This is a genomic window from Amycolatopsis sp. VS8301801F10 (assembly GCF_046195355.1).
Lineage (GTDB): Bacteria > Actinomycetota > Actinomycetes > Mycobacteriales > Pseudonocardiaceae > Amycolatopsis.
This window is the reverse complement of record NZ_CP176065.1, coordinates 1,867,162-1,886,617: the sequence shown is the minus strand read 5'-3', so window position 1 is coordinate 1,886,617 and position 19,456 is coordinate 1,867,162. Positions and strand designations below refer to the sequence as shown.

Genomic DNA, 19,456 nt, shown 5'->3' with positions numbered 1-19,456 from the left:
CGGAAAAGGAGAACACAGAATGTCCGAAAACGAGATCCGCGACCTGCTGGCCGAGCGCACCGCCGCGATGCACGAGAAGGACCCGCAGCGGGTCGTCGCGAGCTACACCGAGAAGGCGGTCAAGTTCGATCTCGCGCCGCCGCTGCGCAGCACCGGCGCTTCCGCGGAATCCGTCGCGCAGTGGCTCAGCACCTTCGACGGGCCGGTTTCCTACACGTACCACGACGAGGAAATCACCGTGTCCGGCGAACTGGCGGTGGTGGCCGCGCTGGCGAAGCTGACCGCGACGCCGCGAGGCCTGAGCGAACCGTTCACCCTCTGGTTCCGCACGACGTTGGCGTTGCGGCACAAGGAAAACGGCTGGCTGGTTGAGCACGAGCACAATTCGACGCCGTTCCACATGGACGGTTCGTTCCGTGCCGCTGTGGATCTTCAGCCCTGAGACTGGGAACCCGGCCGCGGGGCCAGGGACAGGTGAAGGCCCCCACCTGTAAAAGGCAGGGGCCTTCACCGGGCGATCAGAGAATCTCAGCCGCCGACCCGACGTCCGGCGGGCCGAGGTCCGGGTTCAGTGCGCTGGCGTCGACCAATTCCACGTCGACCTTGTGCGGCTGGATCCGTCCGTCGCGGATGTCCTCCGCGTAGTGGCAGGCCACCCGGTGTCCGGTGCCGATCTCGCGCAGCTGCGGGCGATCGGTGGTGCACAGGCTTTCCTGCTTCCACGGGCACCGCGTGTGGAAGCGGCAGCCCGACGGCGGATTGGCCGGCGACGGGAGGTCCCCGGCGAGCAGGATCTGCTCACGGCTGTCCTCCACCACCGGGTCCGGCACCGGGATCGCCGACAGCAGCGCCTTCGTGTACGGGTGCAGCGGGTTCTGGTACAGCTCCTCCGACGTCGTCTCCTCGACCAGCGCGCCGAGGTACATCACGCCGATCCGGTCGGAGATGTGCCGGACCACCGCGAGGTCGTGCGCGATCACCACGTAGGTGAGCCCCAGCTCGTCCTGCAGATCCTCCAGCAGGTTCACCACCTGCGCCTGCACCGAAACGTCCAGCGCGGACACCGGTTCGTCGGCGACGATCAGGTCCGGCTCCACCGACAGCGCCCGCGCGATGCCGATGCGCTGGCGCTGCCCGCCGGAGAACTCGTGCGGGTACTTCCGCAGCGAGGTCTCCGGGAGGCCGACCGCGTTCAGCAGCTCGCGCAGCCGTTTCGCGGTGGACTCCTTGTCCTTGTCCAGCCCGTGCGCGCGCATGCCCTCGACGAGAATCGACTCGACCGACTGGCGCGGGTCCAGGCTCGACATCGGGTCCTGGAACACCATCTGCATCCGCCGCCGCGCCTTGCGCAGCTGCTCGCCCTTGAGCTGGGCGACGTCGGTGCCGTCGAACACGACCTTGCCGCCGGTCGGCTCGTTGAGCCGCAGGATCGCGCGGCCGAGCGTCGACTTGCCGCAGCCGGATTCGCCGACCAGGCCGTAGGTTTCGCCGCGGCGGATCGACAGGTCGACCCCGTCCACCGCGAACACGTGCCCCACCGTGCGGTCCACGACGATGCCGCGCTTGATCGGGAAGTGCACCTTGAGGTCGGTGACCTCGAGCAGCACCTCGTCGGTGTTCGCCACCGTCATCGGGTTCCTCCTCCTGCCGCCACGGCGGGTCGCACCGGGTTGTGGCAGCGCAGCAAGCCGTTCCGGTCGGGAACGAGGTCCGGCGAATGCTCCAGGCAGGCCTGGATCGCGTTCGGGCAGCGCGGCGCGAACGCGCAGCCGCCGTCCCACGGGATGTTGTCGGCCACCGAACCGCGGATCGGCACCAGCTTCTCGCCGCGGCCCTCGTCGAGCCGCGGGATCGAGGCCAGCAGGCCGTGCGTGTACGGATGCCGCGGCTGCGCGAACAGCGAATGCCGCGCCTGGCGCTCCACGATCCGGCCGCCGTAGAGCACGTTGACCTCGTCGCAGAGCCCGGCGACGACGCCGAGGTCGTGCGTGATCATCACCAGCGCGGTTCCGGTGTCCTGCACCAGTTCCCGCAGCAGCGCGAGAATCTGCGCCTGGATCGTCACGTCGAGCGCGGTGGTCGGCTCGTCCGCGATGAGCAGCCGGGGACGGCACGCCAGCGCGATCGCGATCAGCGCACGCTGGCGCATCCCGCCGGAAAGCTGGTGCGGGTACTCGGAAAGCCGTCGCGTCGGGTCGGGGATGCCGACCTTGTCGAGCAGTTCCGCCGCTTCGATCCGCGCCTTCTTGCGCGGCATGTCGCGGTGGCGCTCCAGCACCTCGGTGATCTGCAGCCCGATCGGGATGACCGGGTTCAGCGAGGACAGCGGATCCTGGAACACCATGCCGAGATCGCGGCCGCGCCGGTCGCGCATTTCGCGGTCGGACAGGGACAGCAGGTCGGTGCCCTCGAAGCGCACCGCACCGCTGACGGTGTTGCCGCGCTTGGCGAGCAGCCGCATGATCGCGAGCGACGTCACCGACTTGCCGCAGCCGGACTCGCCGACCAGCCCGACCGTCTGGCCGGGTTCGACGTCGAAACTCACGCCGTCGACCGCGGTGAACGGACGCTCTCCGCGGCGCTGGAACACGACCTTCAGGTCGCGGACTTCGAGAAGTGCCACGGGGTCACCGCCGGTTCTTCGGGTCGAGGGCTTCGCGGAGGGACTCGCCGAGCAGCGTGAACCCGAGCGCCACCACGATGATCGCGATCGCCGGGTAGTAGGCCAGCTCGGGCCGGATGTCGAGGAAGTGCTGGGAAGCGTTGCCCAGCATCAGTCCCCATTCCGCGCGGGTCGGGTCCGGGTCGCCGAGGCCGAGGAACGACAGCGCCGCGGCTTCCAGGATCGCGGTCGCCAGGGTCAGCGTCGCCTGCACGATCACCGGGCCGAGCGAGTTCGGCAGCATGTGCCGGAACACGATCGTCGTCCGCTTCACGCCGAGCGACGTCGCCGCCAGCACGTGGTCCGCCTCGCGCTGGGCGAGCATCGAACCGCGCAGCAGCCGGGCGAAAATCGGCACGCCGATGATCGACACCGCGATGATCACCGTCCACTGGCTCGGCTTCGCGAACAGCGCCGCGATCGAAATCGCCAGCAGCAGCGAGGGAAACGCCAGCAGCACGTCGACCAGTCGCATGAGGACGGTGTCGACCCAGCCGCCGAACGCGCCGGCGAGCCCGCCGATGACCGCGCCGAGGAGCACGCCGATCACCGTGGCGAGCACGCCGACCAGCAGCGTCTGCTGCGCGCCGATCAGCAGCCGGGACAGGAAGTCGCGGCCGAAATCGTCGACGCCGAGCGGGAAACCGGGCTGGGCGCCCGGGATGATGCCCCGGCCGAGGACGACCTTGTCCTGCAGATACCGGACCTGCGGGTCCTTCGGCGCGAGCAGCGGCGCGAAAATCGCCAGCAGCAGGAACAGCAGGGTGATCACGCCGCCGACGATCGCCACCGGGCTGCGCAGCATCCGGCGCAGCGCCTCGGCGCCGAGGCTCCGCCCGCCCGCCGACGCCGCGGCGAGCTTGTCGATCGGTTCTTTCTTCTTGTTCAGCAGAGTGTTCACCGCACACGCACCCTCGGGTCGATGAGCCCGTAGGAAATGTCCACGAGCATGTTCACGAGCACGTAGACCAGTGCCCCGAGAAGCAGCAGTGCCTGCAGCCGCGGGTAGTCCCGCTTGTCGATCCCTTCGGCGAGAAGGAATCCGAGGCCGCGGAAGTTGAACACTCGCTCGGTCAGCACGGCGCCGCCGAGCAGCGCGCCGGTCTGCAGGCCGATCGTGGTGATCACCGGAAGCAGCCCGTTGCGCAGCACGTGCCGCTGGCGGACCACGGACTGGGTGAGGCCCTTCGAGTTCGCGGTGCGGATGAAGTCCTCATTGAACACGTCGAGCACCGACGCGCGGGTGATCCGGGTGATCACCGCGAGCGGAATGGTGGCGAGCGCGAGCGCGGGAAGAATGAGGTGCTTGATCGCGTCCCACACCGCGTCCCATTCGCCGGTCATCATTCCGTCGAGAATGGCGAAATGCGTGACCACGGTGGCGTTGATGCCGGGAGCCTGCCTGCCCTGCGATGGCAGGCCGAGCGGCGTGGACAGCAGGTCCTGCATCATGTAGCCGAGGAAGAAGATCGGCACCGCGACGCCGACCAGCGTCAGCACGATGATGACGTTGTCGACGATCTGGCCGCGGAACCGGGCGGCGAGATAGCCGAACGAAATGCCGAACAGCACCGCGATGAGCATCGCCGTGATGCCCAGTTCGATGGTGGCCGGGAGGAACGTGCCGATCTCCGACATCACCGAACGGGACGACACCAGCGAATTGCCGAAATCGCCGGTGATCGCGCGACCGAGGAATTTGAAGTACTGCACGAAAATCGGCTGGTCGAGGCCGAGTACGTGATTCAGGTTCGCCAGTTTTTCCGGAGTCGCCTTGTCCCCGAGCAGTGCGGACGCGGGTCCGCCGGGGAGTGAGCGCAACCACGCGAACACCAGGATGGACAGGATGAGCAGCGTCGGGATCGCTTGTAGCAGCCGACGCACGAGGAAACGGAGCACGAGTAGTCCTTTGTGTACAGCCCGGGAACGAGGCCAAGGGCAGGCGCGGTAGCACCTGCCCTTGGCCTGGCTGCTCAGTGGAGCACGTCAGCCGATCGTGACGTTGTAGAAGCGTTCGTCGGTGAGCGGGCTGGCCACCACGCCCTTGATCTTCGGACCGACCACGATCGCCGGCGTCGGGTAGGCGATCGGAATGGCGGGCAGGTAGTCCATGATCTTCTTGTTGGCTTCCTGGTACGCCTTGGTGTGCGCGTCGCCTGCCGGCGCGGCGTCCGCGTCGGCGAGCGCCTTGAACAGATCCGCGTTGTCGAAGCCGAATTCCGGCTTCGGGCGGCCGAAGAAGGTGCCGACGAAGTTGCCCGCGTCGTTGTAGTCACCGGTCCAGCCGAGCAGGTGGATGTCCTGCTTCCCGGCCTGCTGCACGTCGTCCTTGTACCCGCCGTTCCACGACTCGGCGACCGGCTGCACGTTGATGCCGATGGCCTTCAGGTCCTCGGAGATCGCGGTGTAGGTGTCGGCCGGGTTCGGCATGTAGGGCCGGGTGACCTCGGTCGGGTAGTAGAACTTCAGCGTCATGCCCTCGGCGCCGGCGTCCTTCAGCATCTGCTTGGCGCGGTTCGGGTCGTACGGGTACTTCGCGACGTCGTCGGTGTACCCGGAGATCGCCTTCGGCACGAACTCGGTCGCGACCTCGGAACCCTCGGCCAGCTTCGAGCGCACGAACTGCTCGCGGTTGATGCCGTAGGCGAGCGCCTTGCGGACCTCGTCCTTCTTGAGCAGCGGGTTGTTCTTCTGGTTGATGCCCAGGTAGAGCACGTTGAACGACGGGCGGATCAGCACCTGCTCGCCGTCGTTGCGCAGCAGCCCGTAGTCGGCGGGGGCCGGGAAGTCGTAGCCGTTGATGTCGCCGGCCTTGAGCGCCTGCTTGCGGGCGTTCTCGTCCGGGATCACCTTGAACACGAGCTTGTCCAGCTTGGCGGGCTGCGGCATCGTGCTGGTGTCGTTGCGCACCAAGGTGATCTGGCCGTTGCCCTGGTCCCAGCCGTCGAACTTGAACGGGCCGGTGCCGGTCGGGTGCTTGTAGCCGTACTCCGGATACGTGATCGACGTGCCGGAGCCGGTGACCTTGTCCGCGTTGTACTTCTGCAGCGCGGTGGGGCTCTGCATGGCGAACGACGGCAGCGTGAACGCGGCCGGGAAGGCGCCCTTCGCGCGGGTCAGGTTCAGGACCGCGGTGTGGTCGTCCTTCGCCTCGCAGCTCTTGTAGACCGGCTGGCCCTTGGTGGTGCCCTCGTTGTGCGCGAAGCCCTCGAAGACGTCGCCGTAGTAGATCATCTGGCTCTGGGCGGTGGCGCCCTTCATGTTGTACCAGCGATCGAAGTTGAAGCAGACCGCCTTGGCGTCGAACGCGGTGCCGTCGCTGAACTTCACGCCCTGCTTGAGGTCGAAGGTCCAGGTCTTGCCGTCGTTGCTCGGCGTCCACTTCGTGGCGAGCGAAGGCTCCAGCTCGGCGGTGCCCGCCTTGTTCTGGATCAGCGTGTCCAGCATCTGCCGGGTGATCCGGAACGTCTCGCCCTCGTCGTTGAAGATCGGGTCGAACGTCTTCGGGTTGCCGGTGTTGCCGAAGACCATGGTGCCCCCGGACCCGCCGCCTCCGGCCTCGTCGCGCTTCGATTCCGCACACGCGGACAGCGAGACTGCGAGCGCGCCCGCCAGCCCGATCAGAGCTGCCCGGCGTGTTCGGGTCAGCCGCAATTGCTGCATCTGGCACCCCTTGGGAATGTTCGGTCTCTCGAAATTCACCGTCGGCGGTCAGTTCGGGAAGACCAGTGCGATCGGTGTGTTCGGTGACACTAGCGGCAACTCGGCCTCCGCTTAAGCACGTGAGGTTACGATCGCGCTACGTAAGCCCCAAATAGACCGCAACATGTCAGCAAATGTGCGCGCTGCGTAGCGAAATCTGCCGGTTTAGTACGTTGAGTGGCGGTTTGCTCACCCGGTTGGCCTAACGGTCCGGGTTGTCCGTTCCGGGTGCCGTGGATGTTCCGGAACCCCTCCGGGTGGCGCTCGAAGCTGCCCGCGAAGGCCACTTAAAGCGCCCGAATGTACTCGAGTTCGCCGCGCTCGCGCATTCGCACAATAGCCGTCTTTCGGCTGCCGCAAACCGATGTCGAGCCGGGCTTCCGGTTGTTCAGACCAGCTGGTCGGCGGCCTCGCGCGTGCCGTCGACGGCGAACCAGCCGCGTTCGAACAACTGCCAGCGGCGCAGTTCGGCCCGCGCCGCCTCGCCGTCCCGGGCGACCGCTCTGGACAACCGTTCGGCCTCGGTGCCGCCCTCGATCCAGCACAGCCGCGACAGCCGGGACCGCACCGCCCGGCGTCCGCTCGAGACGCCTTCCAGCACCAGCACCTCGGGAACCTCGACGCGCACCAGCTCGCCGGGCCGCGGGGCGCCGGAGGTCCAGTCCATCCGGCGATACTCGCCGGGCCTGCCCTGTGCCAGCGGCGCCAGCACGCCGTCCTCCAGCCGCGGCCACCACGCGACGGGATCGTCCCAGGTGGCGAAGGCGTCCGTGCTGACCAGCGCGGCACGCGTGCCGAGAGCTTCGACCGTCTCGGCGGCGAGCGTGGACTTCCCGGCCCCGGACGGACCGTCGATGGCGAGCACCCGGACGCCGCCGAGCCGGGGCGGAGCGGCGAACAGCGCGGAGATCAGCGAACGCGTGCCGGGCTCGCTTCGGGCAGGCCGTCCACGCTGTCCGGCGCGGACGTGCGCTTCTCCAGCTCGGCGATGCGCGCTTCGAGCGCGCGCTGGGTGTCCTCGAGTTCGCAGCGCAGCAACGCGGTCTCCTCGACCGCGGTCCGCACCTCTTCCTCCAGGTGCCCGACCTCGGTCGAAAGCTGCAGCGCGACCAGCGCGAGAACCACTCCGGCCAGGAAGAAGACGAAGTTCGACGGGGTCGCGACCCCGGTCAGGTGCGCCAGGAACTCCGCGACCGGCGGGACCACCGCGAGCACCACCACGCCGATGGCCACCACGAGCCAGATGCCGGCGTACTTCTCGCGCAGCTTGCGCCGCCGCATCATCTCGACGACGACGAGCAGCACCAGAGCCGCGATGACGATGCTCAGTACCTGCCAGCCTGCCATGGAGCCTCCCTACGCCGCGTCGGACGAGTCAACGGACGGACGGCGGCGCACCAGCGCGAGCAGCAGGGCGAGCCCCGCCCGGCCCAGGTACACCGCGGACTTCACCGGCGAATGGCTCGGCTTGCCGCCCGCCCGTTCGCGCATGACCACCGGGGTCTCCCGGATGGACAGCTTCGCCCGGATCGCCATCACCAGCGCCTCGACCGTGTCGCCGAGGTACTCGGCCGGGTAGTAGCCGGCGAACAGGCGGATCGCGCGCGGGCCCATCGCCTTGAACCCGGAGGTGACGTCGGTGAGCTTGCTGCCGGACAGCCGGGTGAACACCAGCGACAGCACGACCATCGCGTACTTGCGCGGCCCGACCGCGCGGTAGGAGCCCTTGCCGGCGAACCGGGAGCCGATCGCGATGTCCGCGCCCTCGTCGAGCAGCTGCAGCAGGGCGCCGACCTCTTCCGGGTCGTGCTGGCCGTCGGCGTCGACCTGGACGACGGCGTCGTAGCCGCGCGCGGCGGCGTAGCGGAACCCGGTGCGCATCGCGCCGCCCACGCCGAGGTTCACCGACAGCCGGGCCACCCGGACGCCGGAGGCTCGGGCGAGTTCGGCGGTGCGGTCGGTCGAACCGTCGTCGACCACCAGCACGTCCGCGCTCGGCAGCGTCTGCTTGACCTGGCCGAGCACCGCGGAAATGCTGTCCTGCTCATTGAGCGCGGGCATCACGATGAGCACGCGTCGAGTGCTCACGGATGTGCTGGACACGGCAGCCACCATAACCGCTCACTGACCGTTCGCCGTGGTAGGGCCGGTCACGCCGGACTGTCCGGCGATCTCGTAGATCGTCGCGCCCTCGTTGCGGAACACCACGCGGAACTCCGGCCCGGGCCGCACCCGCGCCACGCCGGCGGACTCGATCGCGTCCTCGGTGGCCTTCCCCTTGCCCTGGATGAGATAGCGCACCCGCAGGTCGGTGAGGTCCGCGCGGACCTGCCGGTACTTGTCGATGTCGTTGACCCAGGCGCTCAGGTAGGCGGCCTTGGTGTTGGCCTGGGCGCCGTAGAAAGTCCACTCGACCGGCTGAACTCCGGCCAGCGCGTACATCCACGCGGAACCGTCGGCCCGGTTGTTCATCACCCGCTCGCCCGGCACGGTGTGCTGGCTGAGCCAGGCGTAGGCGGCTTCCTCGGCCTTGGACACCGTCGGCCCGTCCTGGTAGGTGACGGCGAGCCGGGACGCGTTGCGGCCGAGGTAGCCGCCTTTGCTCAGGCCGCCGCAGACCAGCCCGAGCAGGACGACCGCGACCACGCCGAGCGTGGCCGGGGCGAGCTTGACCCGCGGCTGCGCCTTCCGCACGAACCAGGCGGCTCCGGTGTGCGCGAACTCTCCGAACGCGACCGCCCCCGCCAATGGGATCAGCGCGGCGATCCGCCAGTGGTCGTTGTAGAAGAGGCTGGTCAGGGTCTGCATGATCGGCGAGTTGATGGACACCGTCAGCATGAACAGGCCGCCGAACACGACGTACGCGCCGACCAGCCACAGCATCCGCCGGTGCCGCACCAGCAGGACGAGCCCGACGAACGCGGGCACGCCAATCCACCACTGCGGGAAGTCCGACATCGGCGAGAAAGTGATCGTCTGGCCGAAACCGCCGGCGAGCGTGGTCTCCGGCGCCCAGTACGCGCTCGTCACCCCGCCCGCGTTGTACAGCGAGGGCAGCACCAGCGGCACGCCGAGCACGATCGCGAGCCCGCCGGTCGCGATCAGCGAGGGCAGGCTGCGCCGCCATTCGATCTTCTCGAAACGGCAGAGAACGGCGAGCAGAATAAGCAGGAAATAAACGACGACCACGAACACGACACTGGTGTGCAGACCGCACAACCCCGCCACGCCGACGCCGATCGCGACCGGGCCGGCGATGCCGTTCGGCTTCAGCAAATAACGGCCGAGCGCGAGCATCGCCGGAACCAATGCGACACCGGCCACATAGGGCCACAACGGACCGCGCCACAACGAGTCGTACGGGAAAGCGCTGAACCACGTGCTCACCGCGGCCGCGGCGGCGGCGCCGAGCGCGGGCATGCCCCAGACCCGGCACAGCGCGGCGACCCCGAACGGCACGGTGAAAATCACCGCCAGCGCGGCCAGGTTCAGCGTGGGCATCATGGTCAGCCCGCCCTTGCCGAAAACCAGCGCGAGCAAGGCGTGATACGTGTCCGGGTAGAAGTAGTCGGTCTGGTTCGGCAGGTTGGCGATCGTGCCCACCGTCGAGGGCCGGGCGTCGCCGTGTTCGGCGATCCAGCGGACCAGGTTGCCGTGGAACGGCGCGTCCCAGCCCTGCTGGACGCTGGTGATCCCGTTGGTGCCGCGCAAAAAGGTGACCGCGCCCACGCCCAGCGCGACGACGACGCCCGCCGCCAGCACGAGGTGGTCGCGCAGTGGCAGCTTCTCCAGGTCCTCGCCCGTCCAGTCCGGGTGCCTGCGGGCACGCAGCCGCTGCGCCGCGAACGCCAGCGCGGCTCCGACGACGACGAGCACCAGCGTCCACAGCGCGACGTTGAGCAGCGACCAGCGGATGCCGAGGCCGCCCAGCACCGGGACGCCGAGCGCGACGATCCCGAACGTCAGCAGCGGGGCCGCCGCGGCGAGCGTCCACCCGCGCAACCGGATGGCCGCTCCGAAGACGAGCCCAGGCACCCAGAATGCAAGCAGCACCAGAAGAACGTTCATCGAATTCGAATCCAAACCTGATCGGCTTTCGCCATCCGAAGCGCACCGGGAAACCGGCAGCCCGGAACTCACACTACTGCGACGCTAAGAACACGCTTCACCCGTGTCGGAGGTTCCTTCCGCGGACGAATTAGCGAGCACGAATACCAGCACGACGGCGAGCCCGGCCATCGGCGCGACGGCGAGGGAAACGACGGCGCGCAGCACGGTGTCGCCCGGAATGGCGAGCAGCAGCGCCGAAGCGGTGACCGCGACCACCGCCCAGGTGATCAGCACGCGGTTGGCCTGGGCGCGCGCCACCAGCACGGCGGTGAGCAACTGCATCGGCACCAGCAGCACCGAGGACCACACGAGCCCGGCGACCGCCCAGCCGTCCACCTGGTAGGCGGCTCCGTAGACGAGTTCCACCGCCCACGGGCCGATCAGCATGCCGACCAGCGCGCCGAGCGCGGCCAGCGCGAGCGCGGCGAAGGTGCCCAGCAGCAACACGCGGCGCAACCGGCTCCTGCCGTCCGCGGTGGCGGAGAGCCGCACCACGAACGGCACGGCGAGCGACTGCACCGGCGCGACCAGCGTCAGCGGCAGCCGGGCGATGACCAGCGCGGCGAACACCGCGCCGAGCTTGTCCCGGTCGCCGCCAGGGGCGAGCAGGCCGACCAGCGCCGGGTAACCGGTGATGACGGTCGCGGTGAGGGCCGCGCCGAGCAGCAGCATGAGCATCCGGCGGCTGGTGACCGCCCAGCCGTCGCCGTCCGCCCGGACGTCCAGCAGCCGCCACGCCTGGCGGACGAACAGCAGCCAGGCGAACGAGCCCGCCGCGACCGCCAGCGCCAGCGGAACCAGCCGGTAGGCGGTGGCGAGCACCAGCAGGCCCAGCACCAGCACGCGGACCGCGGGTTCGGCGACGATCAGCCCGGCGAAGTGCTTGACCTGGTGCTGGCCGATCAGCAGGCCGCGGACGCCGAACTGGCAGGCGAACGCGATCCCGCCGGCCACCACCACCAGCGCGAGTTCCCCGCTGCCGTGGAAGAGCCGGTCGTTGACCGGCGGGATGAGCAGCGCCAGCCCGAACGCCGCCGCGGCCGCCGCCGAGACGGCCACCGCGCGCAGCGCGCCGCGGCCGGCCACGCCGCCGGTCAGCGCGGCCGTCGCGGACTGCCGCGAAAGCTCCTGCTCCAGCGGGGACAACGCGCTGCCGAGGCCCATCAGCAGGCCCCAGAACGTGAGGAAGGTGGCGTACTGGTCCGGGGGCAGCAGCCGCGCGCAGGCGACGGTGAGGACGTAGCCGAGGAGGATCGCCACGAGCAGCGAACCGCCGAGCTTGCCCGCGGTGCGATGGGTGTCCCGGACGACCCCGTTGGCCGCCGCGCCGGTGTCCGCCACGCTCATCGGCGCCGCAGCCGGGCGCGCAGGGCGAGGGACAGACCGCGGAACACGCCCGAGCCGAACCCGGCCGCGAACACCGGCAGCAAGGTGCCGACCGCGCGCGCCTCGGCCGTGCTGGCCCCGCACTTCTTGACCGCCGCGGCGGCCGCCGCCGACCCGGCGATCCCGAGCGCGGCGGCCGTTTTCGGCTTCTTCACCGCCAGCCCGGCTCCGGCCGCGCCGACCGCGAGCGCGCCGAACAGCGCGGTGCGCGCCGGACCGGGCGAACCGAGGTAGGAATCCACGTACGTGGTGCCGCGGAAGAACGACTGCGCCCAGAACTTCTTGAGCGAATCGCGGCCGTGGTAGGTCCCGGCGAACTCCGGGGACAGGTGAATGCGCGCGCGTTCGGCGATCCAGCGCAGCATGCGGGTGTCGTCGCTGGCGAACCGGACGTCGTCGAACAGCGATTCGAAAGCGGCGACGGAGCCCTCGAGCAGATCGCGGCGGGCGCAGAAAAATCCGGTGCCCTTCGGGTAGAGATCGAATTCCTCGATGCCGAACGACGTCAGCTTCGGATCCGCGAAGTACCTGCGCCACGAGAATGCGACCAGTCCGGCCATGAAACCGGCGTAGGGATTGTGCTCGGACGCGACGTTGATGTGGCCGTTCCAGGCGGTGCGTTCGGGGTGGGCGCTCAGCTGGTCGCGCAGGAAACCGAGGCTGCCGACGTCCACGAGCACGCGGCTGTCCAGCAGCAGCAGCCATTCGCCGGACGCCTTCGCCATTCCGGCCCGGCGGGCCTCGAACCGGCCGCTGTTGGCCTGGCTCAGCACGGTGATGCCGTGCTCGTCGCGCAGCCGGGCGAGCCGGGCGGGGGTGTCGTCGGTGCTCCCGTCGTCCACGACAAGGATTTCCACCGGCCACCGCGCCGCCTCGGCCGAGGCGATCAACGCGCCGACGCTGCGATCGATCCAGTCTTGTTCGTTGTAGACCGGAATCACGACGCTGAGCGACGGGAGGGGCGGATTCGCACTCACCCCGGCGAGGCTACCCTGTACCGGCCGGGACAGCGTGCGCAGCATCCTGACCCGCGGCGTTGACCTGCTGTTTACCCGGCTGCGGCCGGTACGGAGATTGGGTAATCCACGGTGATTTCGTTCATTGTCGGCACCACCGCGGAACTGATCAAAATCGCGCCGGTGTTCCACCGCGTCGCCGAGCGCGGGGCGAAACCGGAGATCTGGTTCACCGCGCAGCACGTGGACGAGGTCGCGGACGTGCTCTCGGATCTGAAGCTGCCGGAACCCGCGCTGTGGTTCGTGCCGCGGGACCGGGCGCACAACCTCGAATCGCCGGCGCAGGTGCCCGGCTGGGCCGCGCAGGTGCTGCGCACCGCGTGGAGCCGCCGCGCCGAACTCCGCGCCCGGCTGTCCTCGGACGGCCGCCCGCCGCTGGTGCTGGTGCACGGCGACACGTTCACCACGCCGTACGGGGCGTTGCTCGGCAAGAAGATCCTGAAGGCCCGCGTCGGGCACATCGAGGCGGGCACGCGGTCGGGCAGCATCCTGTCGCCGCTGCCGGAGGAGCTGAACCGCAAAATCGCCGGGAAGCTGGTGGACATCCACTTCTCGCCGAGCGAGCGCGAGGTGCACAACCTGCGGGGCGCCCGCGGCATCGTGGTGAACACCGAGGCGAACACGGCGATCGACTCGATGCGCCAGGTCGTGGACCAGCCGCTGGACGCGCCGAACCTGCCGGAGAAGTTCGGCTTGGCGACGCTGCACCGGTTCGAACTGGTGTCGCGCGCCGACAAATACCGCGAGGTACTGGAAATCCTGCGCGAGCAGAGCCGCGAGATGCCGATCCTGTACATGGCCGGCGCGCCCGAGCGGGAGAAGATCCGGGCGCTGGGCCTGGACAATCTGTTCGACGACAAGTTCATCGCGCAGCCGAAGATGCGGTATTTGAAGTTCTTGCCGCTGGTCGCGCGAGCCGAGTACGTGGTCACGGACTCCGGCGGGCTGCAGGAGGAATGCGGTTACCTCGGCCTGCCGTGCGCGGTCCACCGAGCCCGCACCGAACGGCACGTGGGCCTCGGCGAGAACGTCGTCCTGACCGAGATGCGCGGCGACCGGCTGCGGGAATTCCTGGCCACGTACCAGAACCGGCGCGGAGAGTCCTGGATGGACAAATACCATCCGTCGGACATCGTGGTGAACTCGCTGGCACAGCTGGGCTACTGCTGACCGGAGAGCAGCGTTAGGCGCGGCCGTCGGCGCGAAAAGGTGGAAGTCAGTCGCCGAACTCGGGGCTGCCACAGAGAAAACCGACCCGAACGCGGGATCGCGTCGGCGTCTGACGGAGCTGCGTGCACGGCCCCCGGGCCGGGTGCGCAGCTCCGTCAGACGCCGACTTGAAGGCGATCCCGCCGCGCCGACGAAGTCGGCGCCAAATTACAGCGCACGTCTTCCGGACAACGCGCGTCCCAGCGTCAGTTCGTCCGCGAACTCCAGGTCCCCGCCCATCGGCAACCCGGACGCCAGTCGCGTCACCGACAGGCCCGGGAAGTCGCGCAGCATGCGCACCAGGTAGGTCGCCGTCGCCTCGCCCTCGGTGTTCGGGTCCGTCGCGATGATGATCTCCTTGACGTCCGCCTCGCCGATGCGCTGCAGCAGCTGCCGCATCCGCAACTGCTCCGGCCCGATCCCGGACAACGGGTCCAGCGCACCGCCCAGTACGTGGTAGCGGCCCTTGAACTCGCGGGTCCGCTCGACCGCCAGCACGTCCTTCGGCTCCTCGACCACGCAGATCACCGTGAGGTCGCGGCGTTCGTCGCGGCAGATGCGGCACGTTTCCTGTTCCGACACGTTGCCGCAGATCTCGCAGAACTGCACGCCTTCCTTGACCTTGCCCAGCACGTCCTGCAGCCGCGCGATGTCCGCGGGGTCGGCGGCCAGCAGGTGGAACGCGATGCGCTGGGCACTCTTCGGACCGACGCCGGGCAGCCGGCCCAGTTCGTCGATCAGGTCCTGGACGACACCCTCGTACAAGTGTCAGCCGCCGAAGCCGAGGCTGCCGAGGTCCGGCATGCCGCCGCCGAGGCCGCCTGCCAGCGGGCCCAGCTTCTGCTCGGTGAGCTTCTGCGCGCTCGCCGACGCGTCGCGCACCGCGGCGACCACCAGGTCGGCCAGGGTTTCGACGTCGTCCGGGTCGACCACCTTCGGGTCGATGACGAGGCTCTTCAGCTGGCTGTCGCCGGACACCGTCGCGGTGACCAGCCCGCCGCCCGCGGTGCCGGTGACCTCGGTGCTGGCGAGTTCCTCCTGGGCCTCCACCAGCTTCTGCTGCATCTGCTGGGCCTGCTGCATGATCTGCGACAGGTCGAAGCCGCCGCCGCCGGGTTGCACCATGATCGCACTCGGTCCTTCCGCGTTTGGGTGTTCCTCTCCAGCCTAGCCGCGAGCCCGGCGCGTCCGTCCTGGCGGCACGCGTGTGCTGTGGCACCGTGGTCTCGTGCGAGCGAAGACTCTCCCGCTGCTGACCGGCCTGGTGCTGCTCACGGCGTGTTCCGGCGGCGGCGAGACGCCTCCCTCACCGGCCGCCGCGCCGACGTCGGCGGCCCAGGCGACCCCGGCGTCCCCGGCTCCGAGCCCGTCGTCGTCCAGCCCGGCCCCGCCGTCCTCGTCTTCGATCCCGCCCTCGACGTCCGCGGCGCCTCCGGTCGGCTCGGGCAAGGTCGTGGTCCTCGATCCCGGCCACAACGGCGGCAACGCCTCGCATCCCGCCGAGATCAACCGGAAGGTGCCCGCCGGGCGCGGCCAGACGAAGCCGTGCAACACCACCGGCACGTCGACCAACGCCGGGTACCCGGAGCACGCGTTCACTTTCGCGGTCGCGCGGGAGGTCGGGAACGCGTTGGCGGCCAAGGGAATCAAGGTCGTCTACACCCGGCAGAACGACTCCGGCGTCGGCCCGTGCGTCGACGAGCGCGCGCAGCTCGGCAACGACGCGAACGCCGACGCCGTGGTCTCGATCCACGCCGACGGCTCCACTTCGCCGACCGCGCACGGCTTCCACGTCGCGTACTCGGCACCGCCGTTGAACGCGGCGCAGGGCGAACCGTCGCTGAAACTCGCGCGCACCCTGCGCGACGGAATCCGCGACGACGGCTTCGCCACCTCCACATACATCGGCTCGGCGGGCCTTTCGCCGCGGAATGATCTGGCCGGGCTCAACCTGTCGACCCGGCCGGCCGTGCTCGTCGAATGCGGCAACATGCGCAACGCCGACGAGGCGAGCCAGATGTCGTCCGCGGCGGGCCGGGCGCACTACGCGCAAGCCATCGCGAAGGCGATCGAGGCGTACCTCGCCGGCTCCTGACGCAGGGAGCCGAAAGGGCTACTGAGCGGACAGAACACCGGACACCGTCTTCTCCCTTGATCGGTCCCGACTTACCGTCGCTGGGGACCTGTCGAGGAGGCGCCGGTGGCCACATCACTCCGAGGACGACTGGTACGGCTGCTCGCCGTGGCAGCCATGGCGAGCACGCTCGTGTCGACGGGGGTCGCCGAGGCCGCTCCACCGGCGGTGACCGCCGGGCAAGCCCGCTTCGAAGTCCTGTCGCCGACACTCATCCGCACCGAGTACGCGGGCGACGCCAAGTTCGTCGACGCTGGCACGTTCAACGCGATCGGCCGCGGCAGTTTTCCCAAAACCCCTTACACCGCAACAAAACGCGACGGCTGGCTGACCATCCGGACCAGCGCCGTCCAGCTGCGCTACAAACTCGACTCAGGCGCGTTTTCCGACGACAACCTCACCGTCCAGCTGCGCACCGGCGGCCAGGATGTCACCGCGCGGCCGTGGGCGGGCAAGCTGACTCCCGTCTGCGCGTTCGGCACCCTCTGCGAGGCCGAACAACTGCAGCTCAACGGACCCGGCACGGCTACCGACCACCGCGGCTACACCGGCGACGGTTTCGCGGCCGGCTTCATCAACCCCGGCGACAGCCTGTCCTTCCGCGTCACCGCCCCCGGTGCTCAGCAGCTGGATCTGCGCTACGCCAACGGAACCGGCGGCGACGGGCAGCACACCACCCGCACGCTCACCGTCCTCGTCGACGGCACGAACGCGCACCCCGTCACCCTTCCAGCCACCGCGGACTGGGACACCTGGGCCCTCGCGACCGTGCCGCTCACCTTGCCTGCCGGACAGCACCAGGTGACCGTCAAGCGCGGCACCGCCGACTCGGGCAACGTCAACATCGACAGCCTTGCCGTGGTCAACCCCGGTGTCGCGTACCCGCAGCCCGTGCCACCCGCGCCGACGCCGTGCGCGTTCGGTGCCCTGTGCGAGGCAGAACAAGGCGCACTGTCCGGCGGCGCACACCCGGCCAGCGACCACGACGGCCACTCCGGCAAGTCCTTCCTCGCGGGCATGGAGCGACCTGGCGCGGCCGACGCGTTGACCATCACCGACGTCCCCGCCGACGGTGCCTACGACCTGCAGCTGCGCTACGCGGACGCGACCGCCGTCTCCGGCCAAACCCAACCGACCTCGTTGACCCTCCAAACCGGGGGCACCTCGACCAACCTGACCCTGCCGTCGACCAGCAGCTGGAATTCGTGGCGCACCAAGGCAATCCCGGTGCGACTCAAGGCTGGCGCCAACACCGTCACGCTGTCCTGCCCGGACCCGAACTGCCACGTCAACCTCGACACCGTCGCCGTCACCGCCGCGCATTCGGCACTGCTCGCCCCGCACGCGCCGCTCGGCGGCTACCGACGCGGCCTCGACGGCGTCGACGGAAGCGTGGTCTCCGCACCCGGAATCCTTTATCAGGACGGCTGGTCACTCCTCGACGACACCGCATCGGCGCTGTACGACCCGCGCACCAAAGCCGTCACCCAGCGGCCCAGCAGCGAGACCTACCAGGACGGCTACGTCTTCGCCTACGGCCAGAACTACGGCCAAGCGCTGCGGGAACTGGCCCAGCTGACCGGGCCGTCGCTGTTGCTGCCCCGCTGGGCTTACGGCGTCTGGTACTCCGAGTACTACGACCGCACGGCCGCCGACTTCCAGCAGACGATCGTGCCGAAATTCCGCGAGCAGCGCGTACCGCTCGACATGCTCGTCGTCGACACCGACTTCAAATCGCCCGACCGCTGGAACGGCTGGGAAATCGACCCGACCCGCTTCCCCGATCCGAAGGCGTTCTTCCAGTGGGCGCACGAGGAGGGCCTGCACACGTCGCTGAACATCCACCCGAGCATCCGCGCCGACGACCCGCAGTTCCCGGCGGCGCAGGCGACCGCGAAGGGCAAACTGCAGCCCAGCTGCGGAAAAGACTGCTACGTCTTCGATTTCGGCGACCCCGACCAGCTGCGCGCCTACTTCGACCTGCACCGGCCGATGGAACAGCAGGGCAACGACGTCTGGTGGCTCGATTGGTGTTGCGACAGCTCGAAATCCAGCCTCGCCGGCGTCACTCCGGACGCGTGGATCAACCAGCAGTACGCACAGCGCGGCAGCTTCGCGTTCTCCCGCGCGTACGGCTCGCTGCAAGCCGGCGGATACAGCTCGCCGACCGCGGTGCCGACCGGACCGTGGGCGGACAAGCGCACCACGCTGCACTTCACCGGAGACACCATTTCCGACTGGGCCACGCTGGCTTTCGAGGTCGGCTACACGCCCGGCGAATCCGCGGCGACCGGCCTCGCTTCGATTAGCCACGACATCGGCGGCCACACCGGCGGATTGCAGCAGCCGGGCACGGAGCTGGGCAGCACGAAACTGCCGGACGACCTGTACGCGCGCTGGGTCCAGCTCGGCACGTTCCAGCCGATTGACCGGCTGCACTCCAACCACAGCGACCGGTTGCCTTGGCAGTACGGAGCGGCCGCGGACGCGTCCGCGACGAAATTCCTTAACCTGCGCGAAAATCTCGTGCCCTACACGTACACGCTCGCACAGCAGGCCACGGCGACGGGAATGCCGATCGTGCGCCCGCTGTACCTGCAATACCCGGACCAGCAGGAGGCGTACGCACAGGCTGGCGGGGAATACCTGTACGGCCCGGACGTCCTCGTAGCTCCGGCGACCAGCCCGGGCACCACGGCGACCACCAGTGTCTGGTTCCCGCCGAGCAGCGACTGGACGGATTACTTCACCGGCAAGACCTACCGCGGCGGCACCAGCGCGCAGATCACCACGGGCTGGGACACCATGCCGGTATTCCTGCGCTCGGGCGGAATCATGGTGACCCGCAGCGGAAACGTGCCCGGCGACGCACAGGACCCGCGCACCGCCGCGACCGTCACCGTGGCTGGCGGGCACGACGGCGCGTTCACGCTTAACGACGGGCCGGGCACGACTGCGTTGCGCTACACCGAAAATCCCCACTCGGCGACGCTCGCGATCGGTGCCTCGCAACGCGCTTGGACGGTCCGGTTCACGAATGCCAGCGCGCCAGCCGCGGTGTACGTGGACGGGCGGCGCAGCGGAAGCTGGAGCTGGGACGCGCCGACCCGGACCGTGACCGTGCAAGCGCCGCCGACGCAGCACCCGCAGAAGGTCGTGAGTGTTTATCCCGGTTAGAACCGGGATGCGCACTCACGAGCCACCTGCGGCTCAGGCCGGGCGGACACGCCGGTGAGT

Annotated in this window: 17 protein-coding genes; 4 read left to right on the top strand and 13 right to left on the bottom strand. The window is 69.2% G+C overall.

Annotated features, from left to right (window positions below; all coding sequences use genetic code 11):
* Nucleotides 1–19 precede the first annotated feature (19 nt).
* Nucleotides 20–442 carry a YybH family protein gene (locus tag F9C11_RS09120; RefSeq protein ID WP_409184439.1) on the top strand — a complete coding sequence of 141 codons (423 nt, stop codon included), beginning with the start codon at nucleotides 20–22 and terminating at the stop codon, nucleotides 440–442.
* A gap of 76 nt (nucleotides 443–518) precedes the next feature.
* On the opposite strand, the gene F9C11_RS09115 is transcribed toward F9C11_RS09120, so the two are convergent.
* The 11 genes from F9C11_RS09115 to F9C11_RS09065 form a co-directional block, all read right to left on the bottom strand.
* Nucleotides 519–1,631: an ABC transporter ATP-binding protein gene (locus F9C11_RS09115; protein WP_409184438.1), complete on the bottom strand. Its 1,113-nt coding sequence runs from the start codon at nucleotides 1,629–1,631 to the stop codon at nucleotides 519–521.
* A complete protein-coding gene (locus F9C11_RS09110; protein WP_409184437.1) occupies nucleotides 1,628–2,623 on the bottom strand; it encodes an ABC transporter ATP-binding protein in 996 nt (331 codons plus the stop codon). Before F9C11_RS09110 ends, F9C11_RS09115 begins: the two co-directional genes overlap by 4 nt.
* A 4-nt stretch (nucleotides 2,624–2,627) precedes the next feature.
* Entirely contained in the window at nucleotides 2,628–3,563 is a 936-nt protein-coding gene (locus tag F9C11_RS09105) for an ABC transporter permease (RefSeq protein ID WP_409184436.1), read from the bottom strand.
* Complete coding sequence (locus tag F9C11_RS09100) at nucleotides 3,560–4,561, bottom strand: ABC transporter permease (RefSeq protein ID WP_409184435.1); 1,002 nt, start codon at nucleotides 4,559–4,561, stop codon at nucleotides 3,560–3,562. The genes F9C11_RS09105 and F9C11_RS09100 overlap by 4 nt, the downstream gene beginning before the upstream one ends.
* A gap of 87 nt (nucleotides 4,562–4,648) precedes the next feature.
* Entirely contained in the window at nucleotides 4,649–6,325 is a 1,677-nt protein-coding gene (locus F9C11_RS09095; RefSeq protein WP_409184434.1) for an ABC transporter substrate-binding protein, read from the bottom strand.
* A 427-nt stretch (nucleotides 6,326–6,752) separates the two neighbouring features.
* The gene (locus tag F9C11_RS09090) at nucleotides 6,753–7,229 is read right to left on the bottom strand and encodes a uridine kinase (RefSeq protein WP_409184433.1); all 477 of its coding nucleotides are present in this window, start codon (nucleotides 7,227–7,229) and stop codon (nucleotides 6,753–6,755) included.
* 44 nt (nucleotides 7,230–7,273) lie between these two features.
* Nucleotides 7,274–7,711 carry a DUF2304 domain-containing protein gene (locus tag F9C11_RS09085; protein WP_409184432.1) on the bottom strand — a complete coding sequence of 146 codons (438 nt, stop codon included), beginning with the start codon at nucleotides 7,709–7,711 and terminating at the stop codon, nucleotides 7,274–7,276.
* Nucleotides 7,712–7,720: 9 nt separating this feature from the next.
* Entirely contained in the window at nucleotides 7,721–8,479 is a 759-nt protein-coding gene (locus F9C11_RS09080; protein WP_409184431.1) for a glycosyltransferase family 2 protein, read from the bottom strand.
* Between the two features lie 6 nt (nucleotides 8,480–8,485).
* Nucleotides 8,486–10,432, bottom strand: coding sequence for a DUF6541 family protein (locus tag F9C11_RS09075; protein ID WP_409184430.1), 1,947 nt, complete (start codon nucleotides 10,430–10,432; stop codon nucleotides 8,486–8,488).
* Between the two features lie 84 nt (nucleotides 10,433–10,516).
* Complete coding sequence (locus tag F9C11_RS09070; RefSeq protein ID WP_409184429.1) at nucleotides 10,517–11,821, bottom strand: hypothetical protein; 1,305 nt, start codon at nucleotides 11,819–11,821, stop codon at nucleotides 10,517–10,519.
* Nucleotides 11,818–12,837 carry a glycosyltransferase family 2 protein gene (locus F9C11_RS09065; RefSeq protein WP_409184428.1) on the bottom strand — a complete coding sequence of 340 codons (1,020 nt, stop codon included), beginning with the start codon at nucleotides 12,835–12,837 and terminating at the stop codon, nucleotides 11,818–11,820. Before F9C11_RS09065 ends, F9C11_RS09070 begins: the two co-directional genes overlap by 4 nt.
* A 111-nt stretch (nucleotides 12,838–12,948) precedes the next feature.
* On the opposite strand from F9C11_RS09065, the gene F9C11_RS09060 reads away from it, so the two are divergent.
* On the top strand, nucleotides 12,949–14,046 hold the full coding sequence (locus F9C11_RS09060; RefSeq protein WP_409184427.1) for a UDP-N-acetylglucosamine 2-epimerase: 1,098 nt from the start codon (nucleotides 12,949–12,951) through the stop codon (nucleotides 14,044–14,046).
* A 207-nt stretch (nucleotides 14,047–14,253) separates the two neighbouring features.
* Here F9C11_RS09060 and recR read toward each other — a convergent pair whose 3' ends face one another.
* Together recR and F9C11_RS09050 are read right to left on the bottom strand one after the other, a co-directional pair.
* Complete coding sequence (gene recR, locus F9C11_RS09055; protein ID WP_009084581.1) at nucleotides 14,254–14,850, bottom strand: recombination mediator RecR; 597 nt, start codon at nucleotides 14,848–14,850, stop codon at nucleotides 14,254–14,256.
* A gap of 3 nt (nucleotides 14,851–14,853) precedes the next feature.
* A complete protein-coding gene (locus F9C11_RS09050; protein WP_009084583.1) occupies nucleotides 14,854–15,210 on the bottom strand; it encodes a YbaB/EbfC family nucleoid-associated protein in 357 nt (118 codons plus the stop codon).
* A 103-nt stretch (nucleotides 15,211–15,313) separates the two neighbouring features.
* On the opposite strand from F9C11_RS09050, the gene F9C11_RS09045 reads away from it, so the two are divergent.
* On the top strand, nucleotides 15,314–16,180 hold the full coding sequence (locus F9C11_RS09045; RefSeq protein WP_409184426.1) for an N-acetylmuramoyl-L-alanine amidase: 867 nt from the start codon (nucleotides 15,314–15,316) through the stop codon (nucleotides 16,178–16,180).
* A gap of 105 nt (nucleotides 16,181–16,285) precedes the next feature.
* On the top strand, nucleotides 16,286–19,396 hold the full coding sequence (locus F9C11_RS09040) for a TIM-barrel domain-containing protein (protein WP_409184425.1): 3,111 nt from the start codon (nucleotides 16,286–16,288) through the stop codon (nucleotides 19,394–19,396).
* The last annotated feature ends 60 nt before the right edge of the window (nucleotides 19,397–19,456 follow it).

What these genes read in the sequence shown, in the direction of transcription:
- F9C11_RS09120 (WP_409184439.1), top strand. Translation starts at nt 20, where the DNA reads ATGTCCGAAAACGAGATCCGCGACCTGCTGGCCGAGCGCACCGCCGCG.
- F9C11_RS09115 (WP_409184438.1), bottom strand. Translation starts at nt 1,631, where the DNA reads ATGACGGTGGCGAACACCGACGAGGTGCTGCTCGAGGTCACCGACCTC.
- F9C11_RS09095 (WP_409184434.1), bottom strand. Translation starts at nt 6,325, where the DNA reads ATGCAGCAATTGCGGCTGACCCGAACACGCCGGGCAGCTCTGATCGGG.
- F9C11_RS09085 (WP_409184432.1), bottom strand. Translation starts at nt 7,711, where the DNA reads ATGGCAGGCTGGCAGGTACTGAGCATCGTCATCGCGGCTCTGGTGCTG.
- F9C11_RS09080 (WP_409184431.1), bottom strand. Translation starts at nt 8,479, where the DNA reads ATGGTGGCTGCCGTGTCCAGCACATCCGTGAGCACTCGACGCGTGCTC.
- F9C11_RS09075 (WP_409184430.1), bottom strand. Translation starts at nt 10,432, where the DNA reads ATGAACGTTCTTCTGGTGCTGCTTGCATTCTGGGTGCCTGGGCTCGTC.
- F9C11_RS09070 (WP_409184429.1), bottom strand. Translation starts at nt 11,821, where the DNA reads ATGAGCGTGGCGGACACCGGCGCGGCGGCCAACGGGGTCGTCCGGGAC.
- F9C11_RS09050 (WP_009084583.1), bottom strand. Translation starts at nt 15,210, where the DNA reads ATGGTGCAACCCGGCGGCGGCGGCTTCGACCTGTCGCAGATCATGCAG.